Origin of the sequence: Paenibacillus farraposensis, from assembly GCF_020736845.1 — a bacterium.
Classification (GTDB): domain Bacteria; phylum Bacillota; class Bacilli; order Paenibacillales; family Paenibacillaceae; genus Paenibacillus; species Paenibacillus farraposensis.
Genome location: NZ_JAFFQR010000112.1, coordinates 459,699 through 475,860 on the forward strand (window position 1 = coordinate 459,699; position 16,162 = coordinate 475,860).

Annotated in this window: 15 protein-coding genes and 1 pseudogene; 8 read left to right on the forward strand and 8 right to left on the reverse strand. The window is 46.3% G+C overall.

Annotation, left to right across the window (positions count from 1 at the left end; all coding sequences use genetic code 11):
- Positions 1 to 10: 10 nt before the first annotated feature.
- From JO375_RS20710 to JO375_RS24860, 5 genes and pseudogenes are all read left to right on the forward strand, one after another.
- A complete protein-coding gene (locus tag JO375_RS20710) occupies positions 11 to 607 on the forward strand; it encodes a PepSY domain-containing protein (protein WP_229526233.1) in 597 nt (198 codons plus the stop codon).
- Between the two features lie 112 nt (positions 608 to 719).
- Positions 720 to 1,298: a PepSY domain-containing protein gene (locus JO375_RS20715; RefSeq protein ID WP_229526234.1), complete on the forward strand. Its 579-nt coding sequence runs from the start codon at positions 720 to 722 to the stop codon at positions 1,296 to 1,298.
- Positions 1,299 to 1,461: 163 nt separating this feature from the next.
- Positions 1,462 to 2,469, forward strand: coding sequence for an aminoglycoside phosphotransferase family protein (locus tag JO375_RS20720; protein ID WP_229526235.1), 1,008 nt, complete (start codon positions 1,462 to 1,464; stop codon positions 2,467 to 2,469).
- Between the two features lie 18 nt (positions 2,470 to 2,487).
- A complete protein-coding gene (locus JO375_RS20725) occupies positions 2,488 to 3,384 on the forward strand; it encodes a phosphotransferase (RefSeq protein ID WP_229526236.1) in 897 nt (298 codons plus the stop codon).
- Between the two features lie 149 nt (positions 3,385 to 3,533).
- Positions 3,534 to 3,632: pseudogene (locus JO375_RS24860) on the forward strand (arylamine N-acetyltransferase family protein); the annotation flags it as partial.
- Positions 3,633 to 3,652: 20 nt separating this feature from the next.
- On the opposite strand, the gene JO375_RS20730 reads toward JO375_RS24860, so the two are convergent.
- The gene (locus JO375_RS20730) at positions 3,653 to 5,548 is read right to left on the reverse strand and encodes a PrkA family serine protein kinase (RefSeq protein ID WP_229526237.1); all 1,896 of its coding nucleotides are present in this window, start codon (positions 5,546 to 5,548) and stop codon (positions 3,653 to 3,655) included.
- Positions 5,549 to 5,829: 281 nt separating this feature from the next.
- Between JO375_RS20730 and JO375_RS20735 the strand changes: the two genes are divergently transcribed.
- Positions 5,830 to 6,666: a DUF2161 domain-containing phosphodiesterase gene (locus JO375_RS20735; protein WP_229526238.1), complete on the forward strand. Its 837-nt coding sequence runs from the start codon at positions 5,830 to 5,832 to the stop codon at positions 6,664 to 6,666.
- Positions 6,667 to 6,756: 90 nt separating this feature from the next.
- On the opposite strand, the gene JO375_RS20740 is transcribed toward JO375_RS20735, so the two are convergent.
- Together JO375_RS20740 and JO375_RS20745 are read right to left on the reverse strand one after the other, a co-directional pair.
- Entirely contained in the window at positions 6,757 to 8,010 is a 1,254-nt protein-coding gene (locus JO375_RS20740; RefSeq protein WP_229526239.1) for an aminotransferase-like domain-containing protein, read from the reverse strand.
- Positions 8,011 to 8,060: 50 nt separating this feature from the next.
- On the reverse strand, positions 8,061 to 8,717 hold the full coding sequence (locus JO375_RS20745) for a response regulator transcription factor (RefSeq protein ID WP_229526240.1): 657 nt from the start codon (positions 8,715 to 8,717) through the stop codon (positions 8,061 to 8,063).
- 275 nt (positions 8,718 to 8,992) lie between these two features.
- On the opposite strand from JO375_RS20745, the gene JO375_RS20750 reads away from it, so the two are divergent.
- Together JO375_RS20750 and JO375_RS20755 are read left to right on the forward strand one after the other, a co-directional pair.
- Positions 8,993 to 9,400, forward strand: a complete 408-nt coding sequence (locus tag JO375_RS20750; protein ID WP_229526241.1) for a hypothetical protein — start codon at positions 8,993 to 8,995, stop codon at positions 9,398 to 9,400.
- Positions 9,397 to 10,464: a phosphodiester glycosidase family protein gene (locus JO375_RS20755; RefSeq protein WP_229526242.1), complete on the forward strand. Its 1,068-nt coding sequence runs from the start codon at positions 9,397 to 9,399 to the stop codon at positions 10,462 to 10,464. Before JO375_RS20750 ends, JO375_RS20755 begins: the two co-directional genes overlap by 4 nt.
- Before the next feature lie 100 nt (positions 10,465 to 10,564).
- Here the strand turns inward: JO375_RS20755 and JO375_RS20760 are convergent, their stop codons facing one another.
- From JO375_RS20760 to aroF, 5 genes are all read right to left on the reverse strand, one after another.
- A complete protein-coding gene (locus JO375_RS20760) occupies positions 10,565 to 10,813 on the reverse strand; it encodes an AbrB/MazE/SpoVT family DNA-binding domain-containing protein (protein ID WP_014599574.1) in 249 nt (82 codons plus the stop codon).
- 375 nt (positions 10,814 to 11,188) lie between these two features.
- A complete protein-coding gene (gene trmL / locus JO375_RS20765) occupies positions 11,189 to 11,653 on the reverse strand; it encodes a tRNA (uridine(34)/cytosine(34)/5-carboxymethylaminomethyluridine(34)-2'-O)-methyltransferase TrmL (RefSeq protein WP_229526243.1) in 465 nt (154 codons plus the stop codon).
- A gap of 205 nt (positions 11,654 to 11,858) precedes the next feature.
- Positions 11,859 to 12,950, reverse strand: a complete 1,092-nt coding sequence (serC, locus tag JO375_RS20770) for a 3-phosphoserine/phosphohydroxythreonine transaminase (RefSeq protein ID WP_229526244.1) — start codon at positions 12,948 to 12,950, stop codon at positions 11,859 to 11,861.
- 258 nt (positions 12,951 to 13,208) lie between these two features.
- The gene (glnA, locus tag JO375_RS20775) at positions 13,209 to 14,633 is read right to left on the reverse strand and encodes a type I glutamate--ammonia ligase (protein WP_229526245.1); all 1,425 of its coding nucleotides are present in this window, start codon (positions 14,631 to 14,633) and stop codon (positions 13,209 to 13,211) included.
- 268 nt (positions 14,634 to 14,901) lie between these two features.
- Positions 14,902 to 15,939, reverse strand: a complete 1,038-nt coding sequence (gene aroF, locus JO375_RS20780; RefSeq protein ID WP_229526246.1) for a 3-deoxy-7-phosphoheptulonate synthase — start codon at positions 15,937 to 15,939, stop codon at positions 14,902 to 14,904.
- Positions 15,940 to 16,162: the final 223 nt, after the last annotated feature.

The window sequence follows — 16,162 nt, forward strand, 5'->3', positions numbered from 1 at the left end:
GGAGGGAATAATGATGAAAGCCATTTACGTGTGGATCATTGGGGGTACGGTAGCGGCTATATTGATCACCATTTGCCTTTTACAGTGGCCTTGGGCACGATCGTTGGCAGCTTCGCCCCTGGAAGAAAAAACGGTCATTCAATCCGTATTGCGGCAGTATCCCGGCGAGGTGCTGGAATCCAGACACCTGGATCATTTCTATCTGATCAAGTTGGAACGAACCAAAGGAAAATACGAAATAAAGGTTAACGCCTATGACGGTTTCATCGAATCCATATCGCAGACGCAAGCTTATACAGATACCCGACAGGAGCCCCAGGATCACAATCCTGTTTCCCAGCCAAGTAAGGGGATATCGGATCCAGTCAGCAAGCCTGACCCGGTGTCTTCCGTGATCACAGAAAGAGAAGTAGCCCAGCTTGCTGCCGAGGCGGTTAACGGAACATCCGATGATATCGAGCTTCACCGTAACGAAAAAGGTCTCTATTATCTGGTTGAAGTTAAGATAAAGGATGGACGTGAAGCTGTGGTGCAGGTCAATGCAGTATCGGGCTCTATCGACTCTATCACTTGGGAAAAAGAAAAACAGGACCGCAATGACGAATAAGCTGATTAGCATCCCTATGTTTTTCTCATTGTTTCCTCATGATTTTATTATGTTCCTCTCATGTTCAAGAGATAAGCTGTATTCAAACTTACAGTACAGGGAGGAATTATAAATGAAAAGAAACTATACATTAAGAGTTACGGCAGCCACGGTGCTGCTTGGAGTTACGGTTACGGGTGCATCAGCGAATACCGTTTGGGCTGCCAAATCTACAGATCTTATTGGAGCTGCAACCGCTGCCAATATTGCAAAGAAGGCAGTGGGCAATCATGCGCAAGTTAAAGATGTTGAACTGGAGCGCGAGAACGGAAGGATCTACTATGAAGTGGAGCTCCAACAGGGCAATAAAGATTGGGATATCGATGTAGATGCTTATACTGGAAAAACCATTCGTTCCCATTCTGAGCTTAATGATGACTCAAATGACAAGTCCATCTTCAACAAACCAAGCCACGTCACCATAACGGAAAAGCAGGCTGGACAAATCGCGCTCAAGAACGTACCTGGCACCCTTCTGTCTGCTAAATTGGATAAGGATGACGGTCGGTTCGTTTACGATGTAAAGGTGCTTACCGATGAAGGCACCGTTGAACTCGAAATCCATGCAACATCTGGAGCAATCGTGAATATGGACGAGGATTTTGATGATAACCACTATGATGACGACCATAATGTATCACTCAGGCCATAAATCTGGCTTACATAGTACAAGGTTAACTCAAACGGGACAGCGAACTTTCGCTTTCCCGTTTTTTTGACCTGCTTCAATACACACCGATTACCTCATCATGAATAGACTGATAACTAACAGAGGATGATCTTTTTCTTTTAATCACAAGTCAAGCGAGGTTCTTATGACGAAATCCTATACCAAAGGACAGATTCGCAACATCACCCGTCGTTTTGGCCTGATTCCGTTAAAATCAAGCTTAGTCTCATCCCTATACCGAAAAAATGCAGTAATCCAGGTGAAAACCAAAAAGGGAACTTATGCATTAAAGCCCTTCAACCGTTCTAAGACGGTCCGCTCAAATACGATTAAACAGATGGAGCAGGCTGCAAGCATGGTCAGGCTTTTGAAAAAGAGAAAGTATCACTACATGCCCGAGTGGCTTCCGACACATTCCGGAAAGCTGTGGACTTTACATCAAGGAACGCCGTTTTATGCGAGTCCGTGGATTAAAGGACGGAGATTGGAAAATGCCGAGGATTTTGAAAAGCTTGGGCGGGCACTTGCTGTGCTTCATGCCACACCCGCCAACTTGCATCACATCGGAAGGAGGAGTTTCACTACGTTTCAGCAACTGCGGATATGGAAAAACCAGGACCGTCTATTTCAAAAAAGAATAAAACAAATCGGCGGTCATGACACCAAATACCGCAACTGGTACAACGCGTTCGGCAAAGGCTGCAAACGTTTATCCAGGCAGGCATGGAAGGATTTGCAGGACACCTCCATTATTAAGATGCTTCAGAAGGAAAAGCGTTCCCCCTCTTTGACACACGGTGATATCACGATCCCTAATGTCCTTATTTCAAATAATGGCCAACTCAAAATCATTGATTGGGATCGGGTCAAGGTCGGCTCGGTCTATGCAGATCTGGCGAAGGCCATTATGAATACAACCCAATTCAATCCCAAATTTGTCCAATCCCTGCTGAAGGGATATCAACAACGCAAGCCATTAAAGCGAAATGAACGGAAAATGATTGCAGCCTTGTGTGCACTGCCACGCGAAGCGTGGCACGCCTCCCGCCACCCCAAACGTTCAAGAGACCGTGAAATTCTGGACAATTGGCAGTATTCGTGGCCGCTTCGATTACAAATTATTCACCTTTTGCGGGAATGGGCTCATGCGTAAAAGAAAGCGAGGATTAAAATGTCGATTTTATCGAATGTTGAGCAGATGTATGGGATTAAAATTCGACGTGCTCGTCAAACAAAGGACATATACAAAATTGAGACCGCTAGCGCAACTTATTGTTTAAAACCCTATGATCTCCCGGAAGATGAAATTCGCTTTATTACACGCGTCTTGTCCTTCCTGAATGAACAAGGGTTTACCCGTGCTCAAAAGGTTTATCCGACAGTGCAGCAAACCGATTATATGAACTATGATGGCATCTCTTATACGTTAACCAATTGGGTTGACGGACGAAGACCAAAATTCACAAACAGCATAGATTTTAAAAAGGGAATTTTCACCCTGGCCAAATTCCATTCCAGCGCTGCGGGCTTTCCTGTTACCGAAACTCCGGCAGCCAGAATACGCTACGAAGGCTTGGGAGATGAAATTGCTGGATACAAAAAAATCCTCCGTCCCTGTAGAGGCACTACACATCTCGTAGCACTCTGTGAAGACGTATCAAATTATTTGCAGCAGCCCAAAGTTCGTGAAGCCATCGAATCCGAACACAAAGCCGACGCTTTCATACATGGCGATTACAATCATCCCAATCTGATTAAAGACAGACGGCTCAAAATCCACTTGATCGACTTTGAAAATTGCTCCCTGCATGTCAGAATGAAAGACCTGTCCCATCTTCTCCATCGAAATTGTCTTTGGAACGGGACAAAGATGCTGCGTGCGGTCGATTTCTATCAACGATATCGTCCATTAAGCAATCGTGATTTACATTTGCTTCACGCGCTATTGACCGCCCCCTATCATGTGGTCCGCAACCTCAGAATAGGCGGTATTCGTTCTGCCAAGCGGGTGATTCCTTCATTGGCACATTTGAACAAATACCGACGTGAGCTTAGAGCGCTGCTATAATCCGCCCGATCGGATACGAGCAAAAAAACAGACCTAGCCAAACGGTCTGTTTTTTTGTTCTGCAAGCCATCTGCGTGAAAAATGCATATCACTAAACCGCACATCATGACAAAAAAGAAATAAAGACAAGGTTACGGAGTCCGGGGTATTCTCCATGGTTTAATCTGTTTCTGATTCGGCAAAAACAAGCATTGGAGACGAATGAACTCAGAGGCTGTGTTTGGAAAAAACATGGGTTGCATGGATTATTGTCTTCACTTGCCACAAATTAGCGATTTAGGAGGCTGCCTACATACCGCAATAAATCGTTAGCACTGGCCGCTGTATAGCCATGCTCCTCAATCAAACGCTTAATGACCTCATTCATCCGTTTGAGCTGGTTGGCATCAGGTGTCTTGGTCGAAGTCGTAATCTTTACAATGTCCTTCAAATCTGCAAACAACTTCTTCTCAATAGCCTCGCGCAGTCGATCATGATGATGGTATTCAAACTTCCGCCCCTTGCGCGAATACGAGGAAATCCGGATTAATATTTCTTCGCGGAACGCTTTTTTTGCATTTTCCGACACACCGATCTGCTCCTCAATCGAGCGCATAAGCCGCTCATCCGGGTCCAGCTCCTCATCCGTCAGCGGATCGCGGATTTTAGACCAATTGCAGAAGGCTTCGATGTTATCCAAATAGTTGTCAAACAGCGTCTTGGCTGATTCCTCGAACGAGTACACAAAGGCCTTCTGCACTTCTTTTTTCGCGAGCTCGTCGTACTCCTTACGAGCTACGGAAATGAAATTCAGATAGCGCTCCCGCTCTTCCTTTGTAATGGATGCATGCTGATCCAGACCATCCTTGATTGCTCGTAAAATATCGAGGGCATGAATCGATTCCACATTTTGCTTAATTAATGCACTGGAAATACGATTAATGACGTAGCGCGGGTCTACCCCGGACATGCCCTCTTCCAGAAATTCATTTTGCATTTCCTTCAGATCGGCTTCCTTATATCCTTCGACCTCCTCACCATCATACATGCGCATCTTTTTGACCAAATCCATGCCTTGCTTCTTCGTTTCCTTCAAGCGGGTAAGCACGGAAAAAATGGCAGCTGTTCGCAGCGCGTGAGGAGCGATATGAATATGCCGCATGTCACTTTGCTCAATGAGCTTGGCGTAAATCTTTTCTTCATCTGATACTTTCAGATTATAAGGAATCGGCATTACAATCATCCGCGATTGCAATGCCTCGTTCTTTTTGTTGGCAATAAAACTTTTATATTCCGCCTCATTGGTGTGAGCCACGATCAATTCATCTGCGCTGATGAGCGCAAAGCGTCCGGCCTTGAAATTCCCCTCCTGGGTCAGAGACAGCAAATTCCACAAAAGCTTCTCATCGCATTTCAGCATTTCCTGAAACTCCATCAATCCACGATTCGCTTTATTCAGCTCTCCGTCAAAACGATAAGCGCGCGGATCAGATTCCGAACCATATTCTGTAATTGTGGAAAAATCAATACTGCCTGTCAAATCCGCAATATCCTGCGACTTCGGATCAGAAGGGCTGAATGTGCCTATGCCAATCCGGTTTTCTTCTGATATAAATACCCGTTCCACGCCTACCCTTTCGATATCGCCATCAAACTCCGTGCGCAATCTCATCTGGCAGGCTGGGCAAAGATTTCCTTCAATGCGCACACCGAGCTCCTTTTCAAATTCGGGACGCAGCTCATGGGGAATCAGATGAAGCGGATCTTCGTGCATCGGGCAGCCTTCAATGGCGTACACTGCTCCCTGGTCTGTTCTTGAAAATTTCTCCAGTCCACGCTTCAGCAAAGTGACAAGCGTCGATTTGCCCCCGCTGACGGGTCCCATCAAAAGCAGGATGCGCTTGCGCACATCGAGCCGTCTGGCAGAGGAATGGAAATATTCCTCCACCAGCTTTTCCAGCGCACGATCCAGCCCAAAAATCTCCTGCTCGAAAAATTTATATCGCTTGTGTTCCCCAACCTCTTCTACACCAAAAGATTCAATCATCTTATATACCCGTGCATGAGCGGTCATCGCCGGTGTCGGGTCTTTCTTCAGTATTTCGATATACTCTCTAAAAGTGCCGTTCCAGGCCAGACGATTGGTTTCTGCACGGTACTCCGCTAGGCGTTCAAAAATATTCATGCTCGGTTCCTCCCATGACTGCGTAATGGCTATCTTCCATTCCTGATGGTAATGGCTACACTCGTCACGCCTTTCAGGATATCATGTCATCCCCTAAAAAAGTGTAATACATACCTATGCAGATTGATTTCAGAAGTGACCAGTTTTTTGTGACAGGTCTCCCGGCTTTTTTGGAAAAACCGAAGGGTTAAGCTGTGCTAAAATAACAACAACGACGCGGACCTGACGCATTATGATACAATATAAGTTCGGAATAATGGGATAAAGGAGCGGGAGAAGCAATGGCGGTTCGGCATGAGACAGAGCTGTATGCTCCGATCAAAGCTTTTTTTGAGCGCTTGGGATATGAAATCAAAGGAGAGGTGCGCAACTGCGATTTGGTTGGCATCAAGCCAGAGCAGCAGGAGCCACTGATTGTGGAAATCAAAAAGACGTTTAACCTGTCACTTGTGCTGCAAGGCATGCAGCGTTTGAAGCTAAGCAGCAATGTGTATGTAGCAGTGGAACGAAATCGTGCCAAAAAAGGGGCCGTGAATCAGCGCTGGAGCGAGCTGGTTGGGCTGTGCCGTCAACTGGGACTTGGCATGCTTACCGTTACCCTTTTTAAGACCAAGCCACCGCTCGTAGAAATACTGTGCAAGCCTGCAGGTCCTGGCGTACATGGTCGTAAAACGACAACGATCCGCCTCGGCTCGCGCAAGGAGAGACTGCTGCGGGAATTCTACGCACGCAGCGGTGACCACAACACGGGCGGCAGCACCCGGCGCAAGCTGGTCACGGCCTACCGTGAAAAAGCGCTGCGTGTAGCGGCGGCCTTACAGAGCCTGGAGGAAGCTGCTCCTGCGCAGCTCGCTCGCACAGCTGCCGTCAGCGGAGCGGCGGCCGTCCTGCAGCGCAATTACTACGGCTGGTTTGAGCGCGTATCCCGCGGTCGCTACAGGCTGACCCCGCTCGGCGAAGCCGCCTTGAGCGAGTATGCCGCAGTGCTGCAGGAACAAGGCGCTGGGATGGCCGCAGCACAGGCTGTAGGGCCCGACGAAGGCGGCGTACAGCGCCGGATTGCCGAAGCGCCAGCCCCTTACTCCTCCACCACACCTGCGGATGCGGAAAGTTACTGACATGAAACGGCGGTCTGTCGGTACAGCCTATAGGTGTCAAGCGGTCGTAATCCGCTGTTGCCACAGCTCAATATACCGCCTCTGCGCCTGCTAGCTGCGGGCGGTAAATTCACTGATCGTCTCCCCGATCAGATTCATGCCCATCAGCAGCTGTTCGCGTCCCGGATGGCTAAAATTAAGGCGGATATGGGACGCGCCTTCCTCGCCAACCGCGCACAGCGCTCCTGGCATAAAAGCTACGCCTTTGGGTAGCGCCGCCTTTAATAGCAGTGCGCTATCCAGCCCATCGGGCAGTCGTACCCATACATACATACCGCCGGACGGAATATGGTACGTCACATCCTTCCAAAACGGACGCTTGAGCAGCTCCAAAATGAGTTGAAGCCGTGTTGAGTATTCCTTGTTTAGCATCGCCAAATGCTCGTGCCATTGAAAACGCGAACGGGTCAACAACTGAAACAACAGCCGCTGGTTCATCGTGCTGGACTGCATGTCAGCCAGCTGCTTCAAGGCATACATTCCTTCAATTAGCGGAGCAGGACCAGCTGCCCAGCCCGTGCGGAGCCCGGGAGCAACTGTTTTATTGAATGAACCAATATATAGCACTTGACCACCCTGACCCGCATGATCCAATGCAAACAGCGAAGGATAGGCCTCTGCAAATTTCCGGCTTTGCCCATACGGATGTTGATCATGGGTCTCATGCTTTTGTTTGAAATGCAATTCACCATAAGAATCGTCCTCTACTACCAGCACCTGATGGTGCCTGCACAAATCCAAAATCTCCTGCCGTCTTGCCGCGCTCCATAAGGAGCCGGTCGGGTTCGTAAATGTAGGCGTGGCAAAAAAGAGCTTGGGGCGATAGCGGATCATTAATGCTTCAAGCTTATCAGGAATTACACCCGCCTCATCGGATTCCACAGGAACAACCTGCGCTCCCTGCATAGATAGTACCTGCAAACACCCGGGAGAGGTCGGGTTTTCGACTAACACCGGATCACGCTCATCCACCATTAATCTTACAATCAGGTCAATCGCCTGCTGACTGCCTGTCGTGAGGAGGATTTGTCCTGGAGGGACCCTGACTCCTTTACGCTGTTCCCACTCTCCTGCAAGCCATGCCCGTAAAGGAAAATAACCCTCCGGTTCACCATACTGGAGGGCGTCAGGACCGGAGCCAAACACATCATGAGCTGCTTCTTCCAGCAGCTTTACCGGAAACAGCTCTTGTGCAGGCAATTCTTCAGCCAGGGATATAAAGGAGTGTCTTCTCGCATTTTCCCGGATATGACGCACTGGAGAAGCCAACATTGCAGCCGTTCGTGAAGCAAAGGAATATTGCATGAACATCCTCCTTCTCCTGAAAAATAGGTCACTGCCTCCGGGCTGATATGTCAGGCATACAGCTGCTTCATCTGACGTGCATATAAAGCATAACGTTCAATCGCCTGCGCCCGGCTGGACACGCCTAATTTTGCATAAATTTTACGTAGGTAATTATCGATAGAGCGCCGACTTACTTCGATCTCGATTGCAATTTTGTCATATGTAACGCCTTGTACAATACGTTCCATAATAAAAACTTCGGTTTGTGTCAATTCGTCAAAAGGCTCGGAGGCCACTAGCGGCAGAAACGGCCAGTTTCCACAGCGAATCCAGTCCATCGGCAAAGACGCAAATCCTTCACGCAAACCGTTGATCAAATGGATGAGCTGGTTGGGGGACGCCTGTTTGGATAGCATTCCATTTGCCCCCAGCGAAATCAGCTGCTGAAACAACTTAATATTATCCTCATCCGTCATAATAACAATATGGCTGTCCGGAGACAAGGCCCGCATTTGGGTCAAAAACGGTTCCGCGGTTCCCTCAGGCAACCTGTAATCCATCAAAATAATTTCCGGCTGGATGGAACAAGCCAGTTCCAGACCTTCCGTTCCGGAGGAGGACATTCCTCTGACAAGCAAATCTTGCTGGTCTTCCAAAATAAGCTTTGTTCCCAGCATGCTTGTAGGATGGATATCTATAATGACCACCTGCCATACTTTTCTCATGTCTTAACCTCCTGAGTTTACAAAAAAATACATAGTTAGCTAAAATGGATCTGAAATTAGGGATTTCATATGTAGAAATTGCGCGAATGTGAAGGTATAGGAAGCGAGAACGGCTTAAGGAAATTGTATCCTAGGACTTCCTTCCGACGCAATCTCTTTTTCCAAATATTCTTTATACTCTTCTTACGCTTTTGCGAAATAAATAGGCCCATGATAGAATTGGAACTGCAAAACAAAGGCTGGAAATTTGACTTTACACGGGAGTTGAGAATCACATGCAAGCTTCACCTGAACGCCCGCTTGACGAAGCTCGGCGGAGCCATTCTAGAAAGGGGTTGCCCGTAAAGGCTTTTCTGCTATTTTGGTTCATTCTAATTATGCTAGGTGCACTCGCAACCTATCTGTATAGCAATCATTTGAAGCAGCAAATGCTTAACGAGATGCAAACCCACACAGATCAACAGATTCAAGCGCTCAAATCCGACTATGAAAAGCAGCTTGCGACACTTTCCAAGGAAGTTACCGGCTTGCAGGATAAAGTGCAGTCCTTCAATGAACTGCTAACCTTTACAAAGGACAATGCAAACAACAAAACTGACAACAGCAATAAACTTTATACGCAATTAAACGAAGTAAAGCAGCAGCTGAATACACTTCAGAAAAAAATGGACTTGCTAAAATGAACATAGATACAAAACAAGTGAATCGGTTCTGTATGTTAGTCCTTGCTCCTTTTATCGGTTTGTTGGGGTGTATTTTGTTAGTGCATCCCCCTTTGAACTTTCCCGAGTCCACTATTCCGGAACTGCAAAAAGCTGAAATTTTTTCACAAGTGCAGTCCGTAGACAAGCGGCTTGATGAAGCCAAGCAAACAGCAGCGTACACCTTGTCTACGATTCGCCGGACATCGGAGCTGTATAAGCGAACGACTCAAACGATGAATCAGCTTGTCCAAACAGCCTCAACTCAGTCCCAGCGTCCCGGGATCATTTATGATCGACGCATCACCGCCAAGCTGGGGGTTCCCTATGAGCGTGTGGACAGCCATCGGATTACTCTTGAATTGTTCAAGGTGAATCCCGGGGTCTACCACGGCTACGCCCTGAAGGTTAAACTGAAAGATCCTGCCGCTATGAATATGTCCCTGGGAAGCGACAAATTGGGCGGCTCTGAAACAACAATGCGTGCTGTCTTGAGACACGGTGCTGTCGCCGGCATTAATGCAGGCGGCTTTGCGGATGGGGATGGCAAACGCTACCCGTTAAGCACGACCGTCTTGAACGGTCACTATCTTACCGGCTTTCAATCCAGTTTCAAGGATTTATCCTTCGTCGGATTGAGCCAGAGTGGCAAGCTTATCGGGGGCAAATTTTACAATCAAGGCGCTCTGGATAGCCTGAAGCCTGCTTTTGGGGCTACCTTTGTTCCGGTCCTGCTTCAAAAGGGACAGAAGATGCCTATCCCTGACAAGTGGAAAATCTCACCCAAGCGGGCACCACGTACAGTCATCGGCAGCTATAAAGATGATCAACTGCTCATGATTGTGGTAGACGGTTACAATGAAAGCGGGGGGTCAGGTGCAACGCTCGAAGAACTGCAAGGAAAAATGTACAATCTGGGTATTCAGGATGCTTATAATCTGGATGGGGGCGGTTCCTCGTCGCTCATACTGAATGGTCGAGTCGTCAATAAGCCGTCAGATGGCAACCTTCGTCCGGTCCCTACGCATTTTTTATTCTATAAATGATAGCTTGTAATTATAACCAAATTAAATATAGGCTTGCCGAAGCACAGGCTCAATTAGAAAAAAAGCATCACGAACGAATGTCGTGATGCTTTTACCTCTTTTAAGAGGAATACTGTGTCATTTCTGTCAGACATTGAGCACAAATATAACGTTCTTTGAAATCGTTCACCTGTTCAATGGAGCCACAGAATACACATTTTGGACGATAACGTTCCAAAATAATATGGTCACCCTGAACCAAAATTTCAACAGGATCTCCCTCGTTCATTTGATATCTTTTGCGCAGTGACTTAGGCAAGACAATTCTCCCCAGCTGATCAACTTTACGCACTACACCGGCAGGTTTCATCGTGATCGTACACCTCTCCTATTCAGTAATAACTTACAACTTACCTTCCCTGCGAAAAACTAGGTACAAAGACACTATTCTTAATGTAATATTCGCTGTCTTTTTGTCGAATCCTGCTGATCTCAGGAAATTTTATTACAATTTTTCATAAAATCATGAACCATATCAAAGTATGGCACAGAATGTATATAATATTTTTATCGACCGGCAAGCCAATTATCATTAGCTCTAAAGAGGACTTTACAAATTTACGAAAATAGAACCTTTATCAGAACTCCCCAATTAGGCTCATTTAAGCAAATATCGCGCAACTTTCATTAGCAACTTAGGTCCTGGTCCTATATTCACAAATTATGCTCATTCACCTGGTACTAATTAGGATAAGCCTGGAAAATCCATTTGTCTCAACGCTTCATATACAATAATTGCAGCAGAATTCGACAAGTTTAGTGATCTTACTTGATCTGACATGGGCATTTTCATGCATGTATCCGGATTCGCAGCCAACAGCTCAGGCGGTAGGCCCTTCGTTTCCTTACCAAATACCAGAAAATCTCCATCCTGAAATGAAATATCGCTATAACGCTGCTTCGCTTTGGTTGTTGCATAAAAAAAGCGGCCCTCTTGGTACTTTTCCTGTACCTCGGCAAAAGACTCATGGTATTCAATGTGAACAGCATACCAATAATCAAGTCCGGCCCGTTTTAATGTGGCATCATCGGTACGGAAGCCCAGCGGCTTTACCAGATGCAGATGTGTCCCCGTTGCAGCGCACGTTCTGGCAATATTCCCTGTATTAGCCGGGATTTCCGGCTCAACAAGCACAATATGTAATGGCATCGCATTTCGTTCCCTTCATCATTAAATGTATCTGATAAAAAAACATACACATTTTATTATCTTAACAAAACCGGAGAGATATAATGTAAAACGGCAAAAATACGAATCCCCCACATTAGTAAAGCCTTCCCTATACATGTTCAGGGAAGGCTTTAATTTTACTTTTTCGATTCCATCGAGCGCATCGAAATATATATCCGTAAAATCAACGATTACGTTGCTTGAAGCTATCCATAAACTCTGCTAATGCCTGACAGTTCTCCAGCGGAACCGCATTATAGATCGAAGCGCGAAGCCCTCCTACACTACGATGTCCTTTTAATCCAATAAATCCGGCTTGCTCGGATTCCTTAATAAATTGTTTTTCCAGCTCTTCATTTACGAGACGGAAGGTAACATTCATAATGGAACGATCTCTGCTGTCCACACAACCGCGATAGAATCCTTCACTGCTGTCAATACGGTCGTAGAGCAAAGCAGCTTTCTGTTGATTTACACGCTCAATGGCTTCCAGACCGCCTTCTTCCTGAATCCATCTCAGCACTTCATTCACCATGTAGATGGCAAAGGATGGTGGTGTATTGTAGAGAGAGTTATTTTTTTCGAATGTGCTGTAACGCAGCATCGTAGGAATGTTGGACGGTGAGGATGTCAACAGCTCTTCACGAGCAATGACGACCGTTACACCGGAAGGTCCCAGATTTTTTTGTGCGCCTGCATAGACCATGCCAAATTGAGTAACATCAAACGGCTTGCACAAAATATCACTGGACATGTCGACAATCAACGGTACGGAGCCTGTATCTGGAAATTGCTTGAACTGTGTGCCTTCAATCGTCTCGTTAGACGTCATATGTACATAAGCGGTATGCTCAGGCAATTCCAAAGATTCTACATTCGGAAGACGCATGAACTTATCATCAGCAGAAGATGCAGCAATATGAACATTGCCCAGCAGCTTGGCTTCTTTATATGCTTTGTCCGACCAGCTACCTGTCATGACATAGCTTCCAACCTGTCCTTCACTCAGAAAATTCAACGGCAGCATTGCAAATTGTGAGCTTGCGCCCCCTTGCAGGAACAATACCTTGTAGCCTTTCGGATTGCCCAGCAGAGATAACAGACGTTCCTGTGCCTCATTATGAACGGATTCATACACGGCTCCACGATGAGACATCTCCATAATAGACATCCCTGTTCCCTGAAAATCCACGAATTCAGCTTGCACACGTTCCAGTACTTTGAGCGGTAATGCCGCTGGTCCAGCGTTAAAATTGTAGGCTCTCTTACTCAACACTTTCCCATCCCTTCTCTACTCTTGTGTGGATATTATCGCTATGATAGCAGTATTCATAAATGCGTTCAAGACTTGTATGAAAATGTTTCTGAATTCATTCACGATGTGACAAACCTGTGAATGTTATCATATTTAACATCTTCGCTTTGTGATATGCATTTTCATATTAAAAGGTCCCCGGCTATGAGACCGGAGACCTATCTTGAACAATCAATTAGGCTGATCATTGCTCTTTAAGGCAGCTACCTGCCGATTGTATTAGCAGTCGAAATACAGGCTATATTCGTGCGGATGAACACGGATATTCACCGATTTAGCTTCAGAACGTTTTAACTCTACATAATTATCGATAAAGTCCTTCGTGAATACGCCGCCTTCAGTCAAGAATTCGTAATCAGCTTCCAGAGCGTCCAGAGCCTCATCCAGCGAAGCAGGTACGCTGCGGATTTTACCTTTTTCAGCGTCAGACAGTTCATAGATGTTCGTATCGAGTGGACCATAGCCCAATTCGATTGGGTTCAGTTTACGCTTGATGCCATCCAGACCTGCCATCAGCATCGCCGAGAAGGCCAGATAAGGGTTAGCTGTGGAATCCGGTGTACGGAACTCGATGCGGCAGCCTTTTGGCGTAACAGCCGCTACCGGAATACGTACAGCTGCAGAACGGTTGCCTTTGGAGAATACCAGGTTAACCGGCGCTTCGTAGCCAGGAACCAGACGCTTGAACGAGTTCGTGCTTGGGTTTGTCAAAGCGATCAGCGCAGGTGCATGGTACAGAATACCGCCGATGTAATGAAGAGCCATCTCGCTCAGGTTCGCATAAGCACCTTTTTCGTAGAACAAAGGAGTATCGCCGTCGAAAATGGATTGGTGAACGTGCATGCCGCTTCCGTTGTCTCCGAAGAGCGGTTTCGGCATGAAGGTTGCCACTTTGCCATATTGACGAGCTGTGTTGTGTACAATGTATTTATAAACAAGCAGATTATCCGCTGTTTTCTTCAGTGTATCAAAACGGAAGTTGATTTCCGCTTGGCCTGCTGTTGCTACCTCATGGTGATGGCGCTCAATTCTCAGACCAACTTCTTCAAGCAAACGGCACATTTCACTACGAATGTCCTGTTGGGTGTCTACAGGCGCTACAGGCACGTATCCGCCTTTTACTCCCACTTTAAAGCCCAGGTTGCCGCCTTCTTCCTTACGGTTTGTGTTCCAGGCAGCTTCCTCTGAATCAACGAAGAAAGAGGAACTGTTCATGCCGCTCTCGTAGCGCACATCATCAAAGATAAAAAACTCGGACTCCGGTGCAAAAAATGCTGCTGTACCCACTCCTGCGGATTGCAAAAATTCCTCTGCTTTTTTGGCAATTCCACGTGGATCACGGTCATATTTTTCGCCATCCGGCGTAACAATGTCACACAGAATATTCAGTGTAGGGTGCTGAGTAAAGGGATCGACAAAAGTCGCTTCTGGATCAGGCAGCATAACCATGTCGGATTCCTCAATACCACGATAGCCGGGAATGGAAGAACCGTCGAAAGCAACACCGTTAACAAATGTTTCTTCATCTACTTCGGAAGCTGGCAATGAAATATGGTGAGCACGACCAGACAAATCTACAAAACGAAAATCTACCCACTCAATATTATTTTCCTGAATTGTTTTCAATACGTTTTCAACGGACATGTCTTCTTCCTCCCAATTTTTCCGAACATTAAATCTTATACAACCCTGAAATGTTCATGATCGAATGTTTTTTTCTGTCGTCATTATAAATCTCAAATATGACACGGGTCAATAGCTATGTAAGGTATTTTTTAAACTAATGTCAGATATTCTTACGCCCCTGATAACATTTGAATAGCACAAAAAGCCCGAAGATTCGGGCTTTTGAGCGTTTTTAACTATTACTTCATTGCGGGAAAACTTTTATGCATTAATGTAAATAATTGGATTATGAGACGATACCAGGGGTGTGGAATGTTTTTCCTACTGCAGGAGCCAGCAATTCCAAATCTTTCAGCAAATCGGCAAATTGATCCGGGAACAGGGATTGCACACCATCACCCGTCATCGAGTTGTCAGGGTCTGTATGCATCTCAATAATTAGTCCGTCAGCTCCGGCAGCTACCGAAGCCTTCGTCATCGGAACAACCAGCTCACGCCGTCCTGTGCCGTGGCTTGGGTCGGAGATAACCGGCAAATGGCTCAATTGGTGCAATACAGGGATCGCAGACAAATCCAGCGTATTTCTGGTATAGGATTCAAATGTGCGAATACCGCGTTCACACAGCATAACATTCGGATTTCCACCCGCCAAGATGTACTCGGCAGCATTCAAAAACTCGTCATAAGTCGAGCTGAAGCCGCGTTTAAGCAATACTGGCTTGCCACAGGTTCCCAGCTTGCGCAGCAGATCGAAGTTTTGCATGTTGCGCGTACCTACTTGCAGAATATCTGCATATTCCACACAGATGTCTACATATTCGGGTGTCATGACCTCTGTGATGGTCAGGAGACCATGTTTTTGGCCTGCTTCGGCCATCATGATCAAACCTTCTACACCAGTTCCCTGGAAGCTGTATGGCCCGGTACGCGGCTTAAAAGCACCTCCACGAAGGACTTGTGCGCCCGCAGCTTTAACCCGTGCGGCAATCTCGTCAATCTGCGCGGCAGACTCAACGGCACAAGGGCCACCCATAATCACAAGCTCATCCCCGCCGATATTTACACCTTTAATGGAGATTACTGTATTTTCGGGATGGAAATCACGGCTGGCCAACTTGTAGGACTTCGATATTTTCACTACATTTTCTACACCTTTCATCTGGCGCAAATGTTCAGCCAGCTTGGGCTCCACGTTGCCGATCAATCCGATGATTGTCCGATCCGATCCGCGTGACACATGAGCCTGCAGGCCTTCTTTTTCAATAACTTCAACAATCGCCTGAATATGTTCCTCAGGTGTTTGCACACCAGCGATAACGATCATATTTTTCTTCCTCTCTATAAAACATATTTTATGAATTCTTATTAAACACATTGTACCGCTTAAACGCTTGTTCGCTTTTAAGCTTTTATTCATTAAAGCAACTATACTTGTTTTTACATGACTCGTCAAGGCTCAATACGGATTTTATCCCCATAACTATAAGGAAAAATATCGAATGGTTCAGCTCCACTGAACATTCTAAATTCTATAATCTAAAAAAGCC

Excerpts from the sequence above, each read along its gene's own strand:
- aroF (WP_229526246.1), bottom strand. The coding sequence starts at position 15,939 with ATGATCGTTATCGCTGGTGTGCAAACACCTGAGGAACATATTCAGGCG.
- glnA (WP_229526245.1), bottom strand. The coding sequence starts at position 14,633 with ATGTCCGTTGAAAACGTATTGAAAACAATTCAGGAAAATAATATTGAG.
- JO375_RS20760 (WP_014599574.1), bottom strand. The coding sequence starts at position 10,813 with ATGAAACCTGCCGGTGTAGTGCGTAAAGTTGATCAGCTGGGGAGAATT.
- JO375_RS20710 (WP_229526233.1), top strand. The coding sequence starts at position 11 with ATGATGAAAGCCATTTACGTGTGGATCATTGGGGGTACGGTAGCGGCT.
- JO375_RS20720 (WP_229526235.1), top strand. The coding sequence starts at position 1,462 with ATGACGAAATCCTATACCAAAGGACAGATTCGCAACATCACCCGTCGT.
- trmL (WP_229526243.1), bottom strand. The coding sequence starts at position 11,653 with ATGCCATTACATATTGTGCTTGTTGAGCCGGAAATCCCGGCTAATACA.
- JO375_RS20715 (WP_229526234.1), top strand. The coding sequence starts at position 720 with ATGAAAAGAAACTATACATTAAGAGTTACGGCAGCCACGGTGCTGCTT.
- JO375_RS20735 (WP_229526238.1), top strand. The coding sequence starts at position 5,830 with ATGGCGGTTCGGCATGAGACAGAGCTGTATGCTCCGATCAAAGCTTTT.
- JO375_RS20725 (WP_229526236.1), top strand. The coding sequence starts at position 2,488 with ATGTCGATTTTATCGAATGTTGAGCAGATGTATGGGATTAAAATTCGA.
- JO375_RS20740 (WP_229526239.1), bottom strand. The coding sequence starts at position 8,010 with ATGCAATATTCCTTTGCTTCACGAACGGCTGCAATGTTGGCTTCTCCA.
- JO375_RS20750 (WP_229526241.1), top strand. The coding sequence starts at position 8,993 with ATGCAAGCTTCACCTGAACGCCCGCTTGACGAAGCTCGGCGGAGCCAT.
- JO375_RS20730 (WP_229526237.1), bottom strand. The coding sequence starts at position 5,548 with ATGAATATTTTTGAACGCCTAGCGGAGTACCGTGCAGAAACCAATCGT.
- JO375_RS20755 (WP_229526242.1), top strand. The coding sequence starts at position 9,397 with ATGAACATAGATACAAAACAAGTGAATCGGTTCTGTATGTTAGTCCTT.
- JO375_RS20745 (WP_229526240.1), bottom strand. The coding sequence starts at position 8,717 with ATGAGAAAAGTATGGCAGGTGGTCATTATAGATATCCATCCTACAAGC.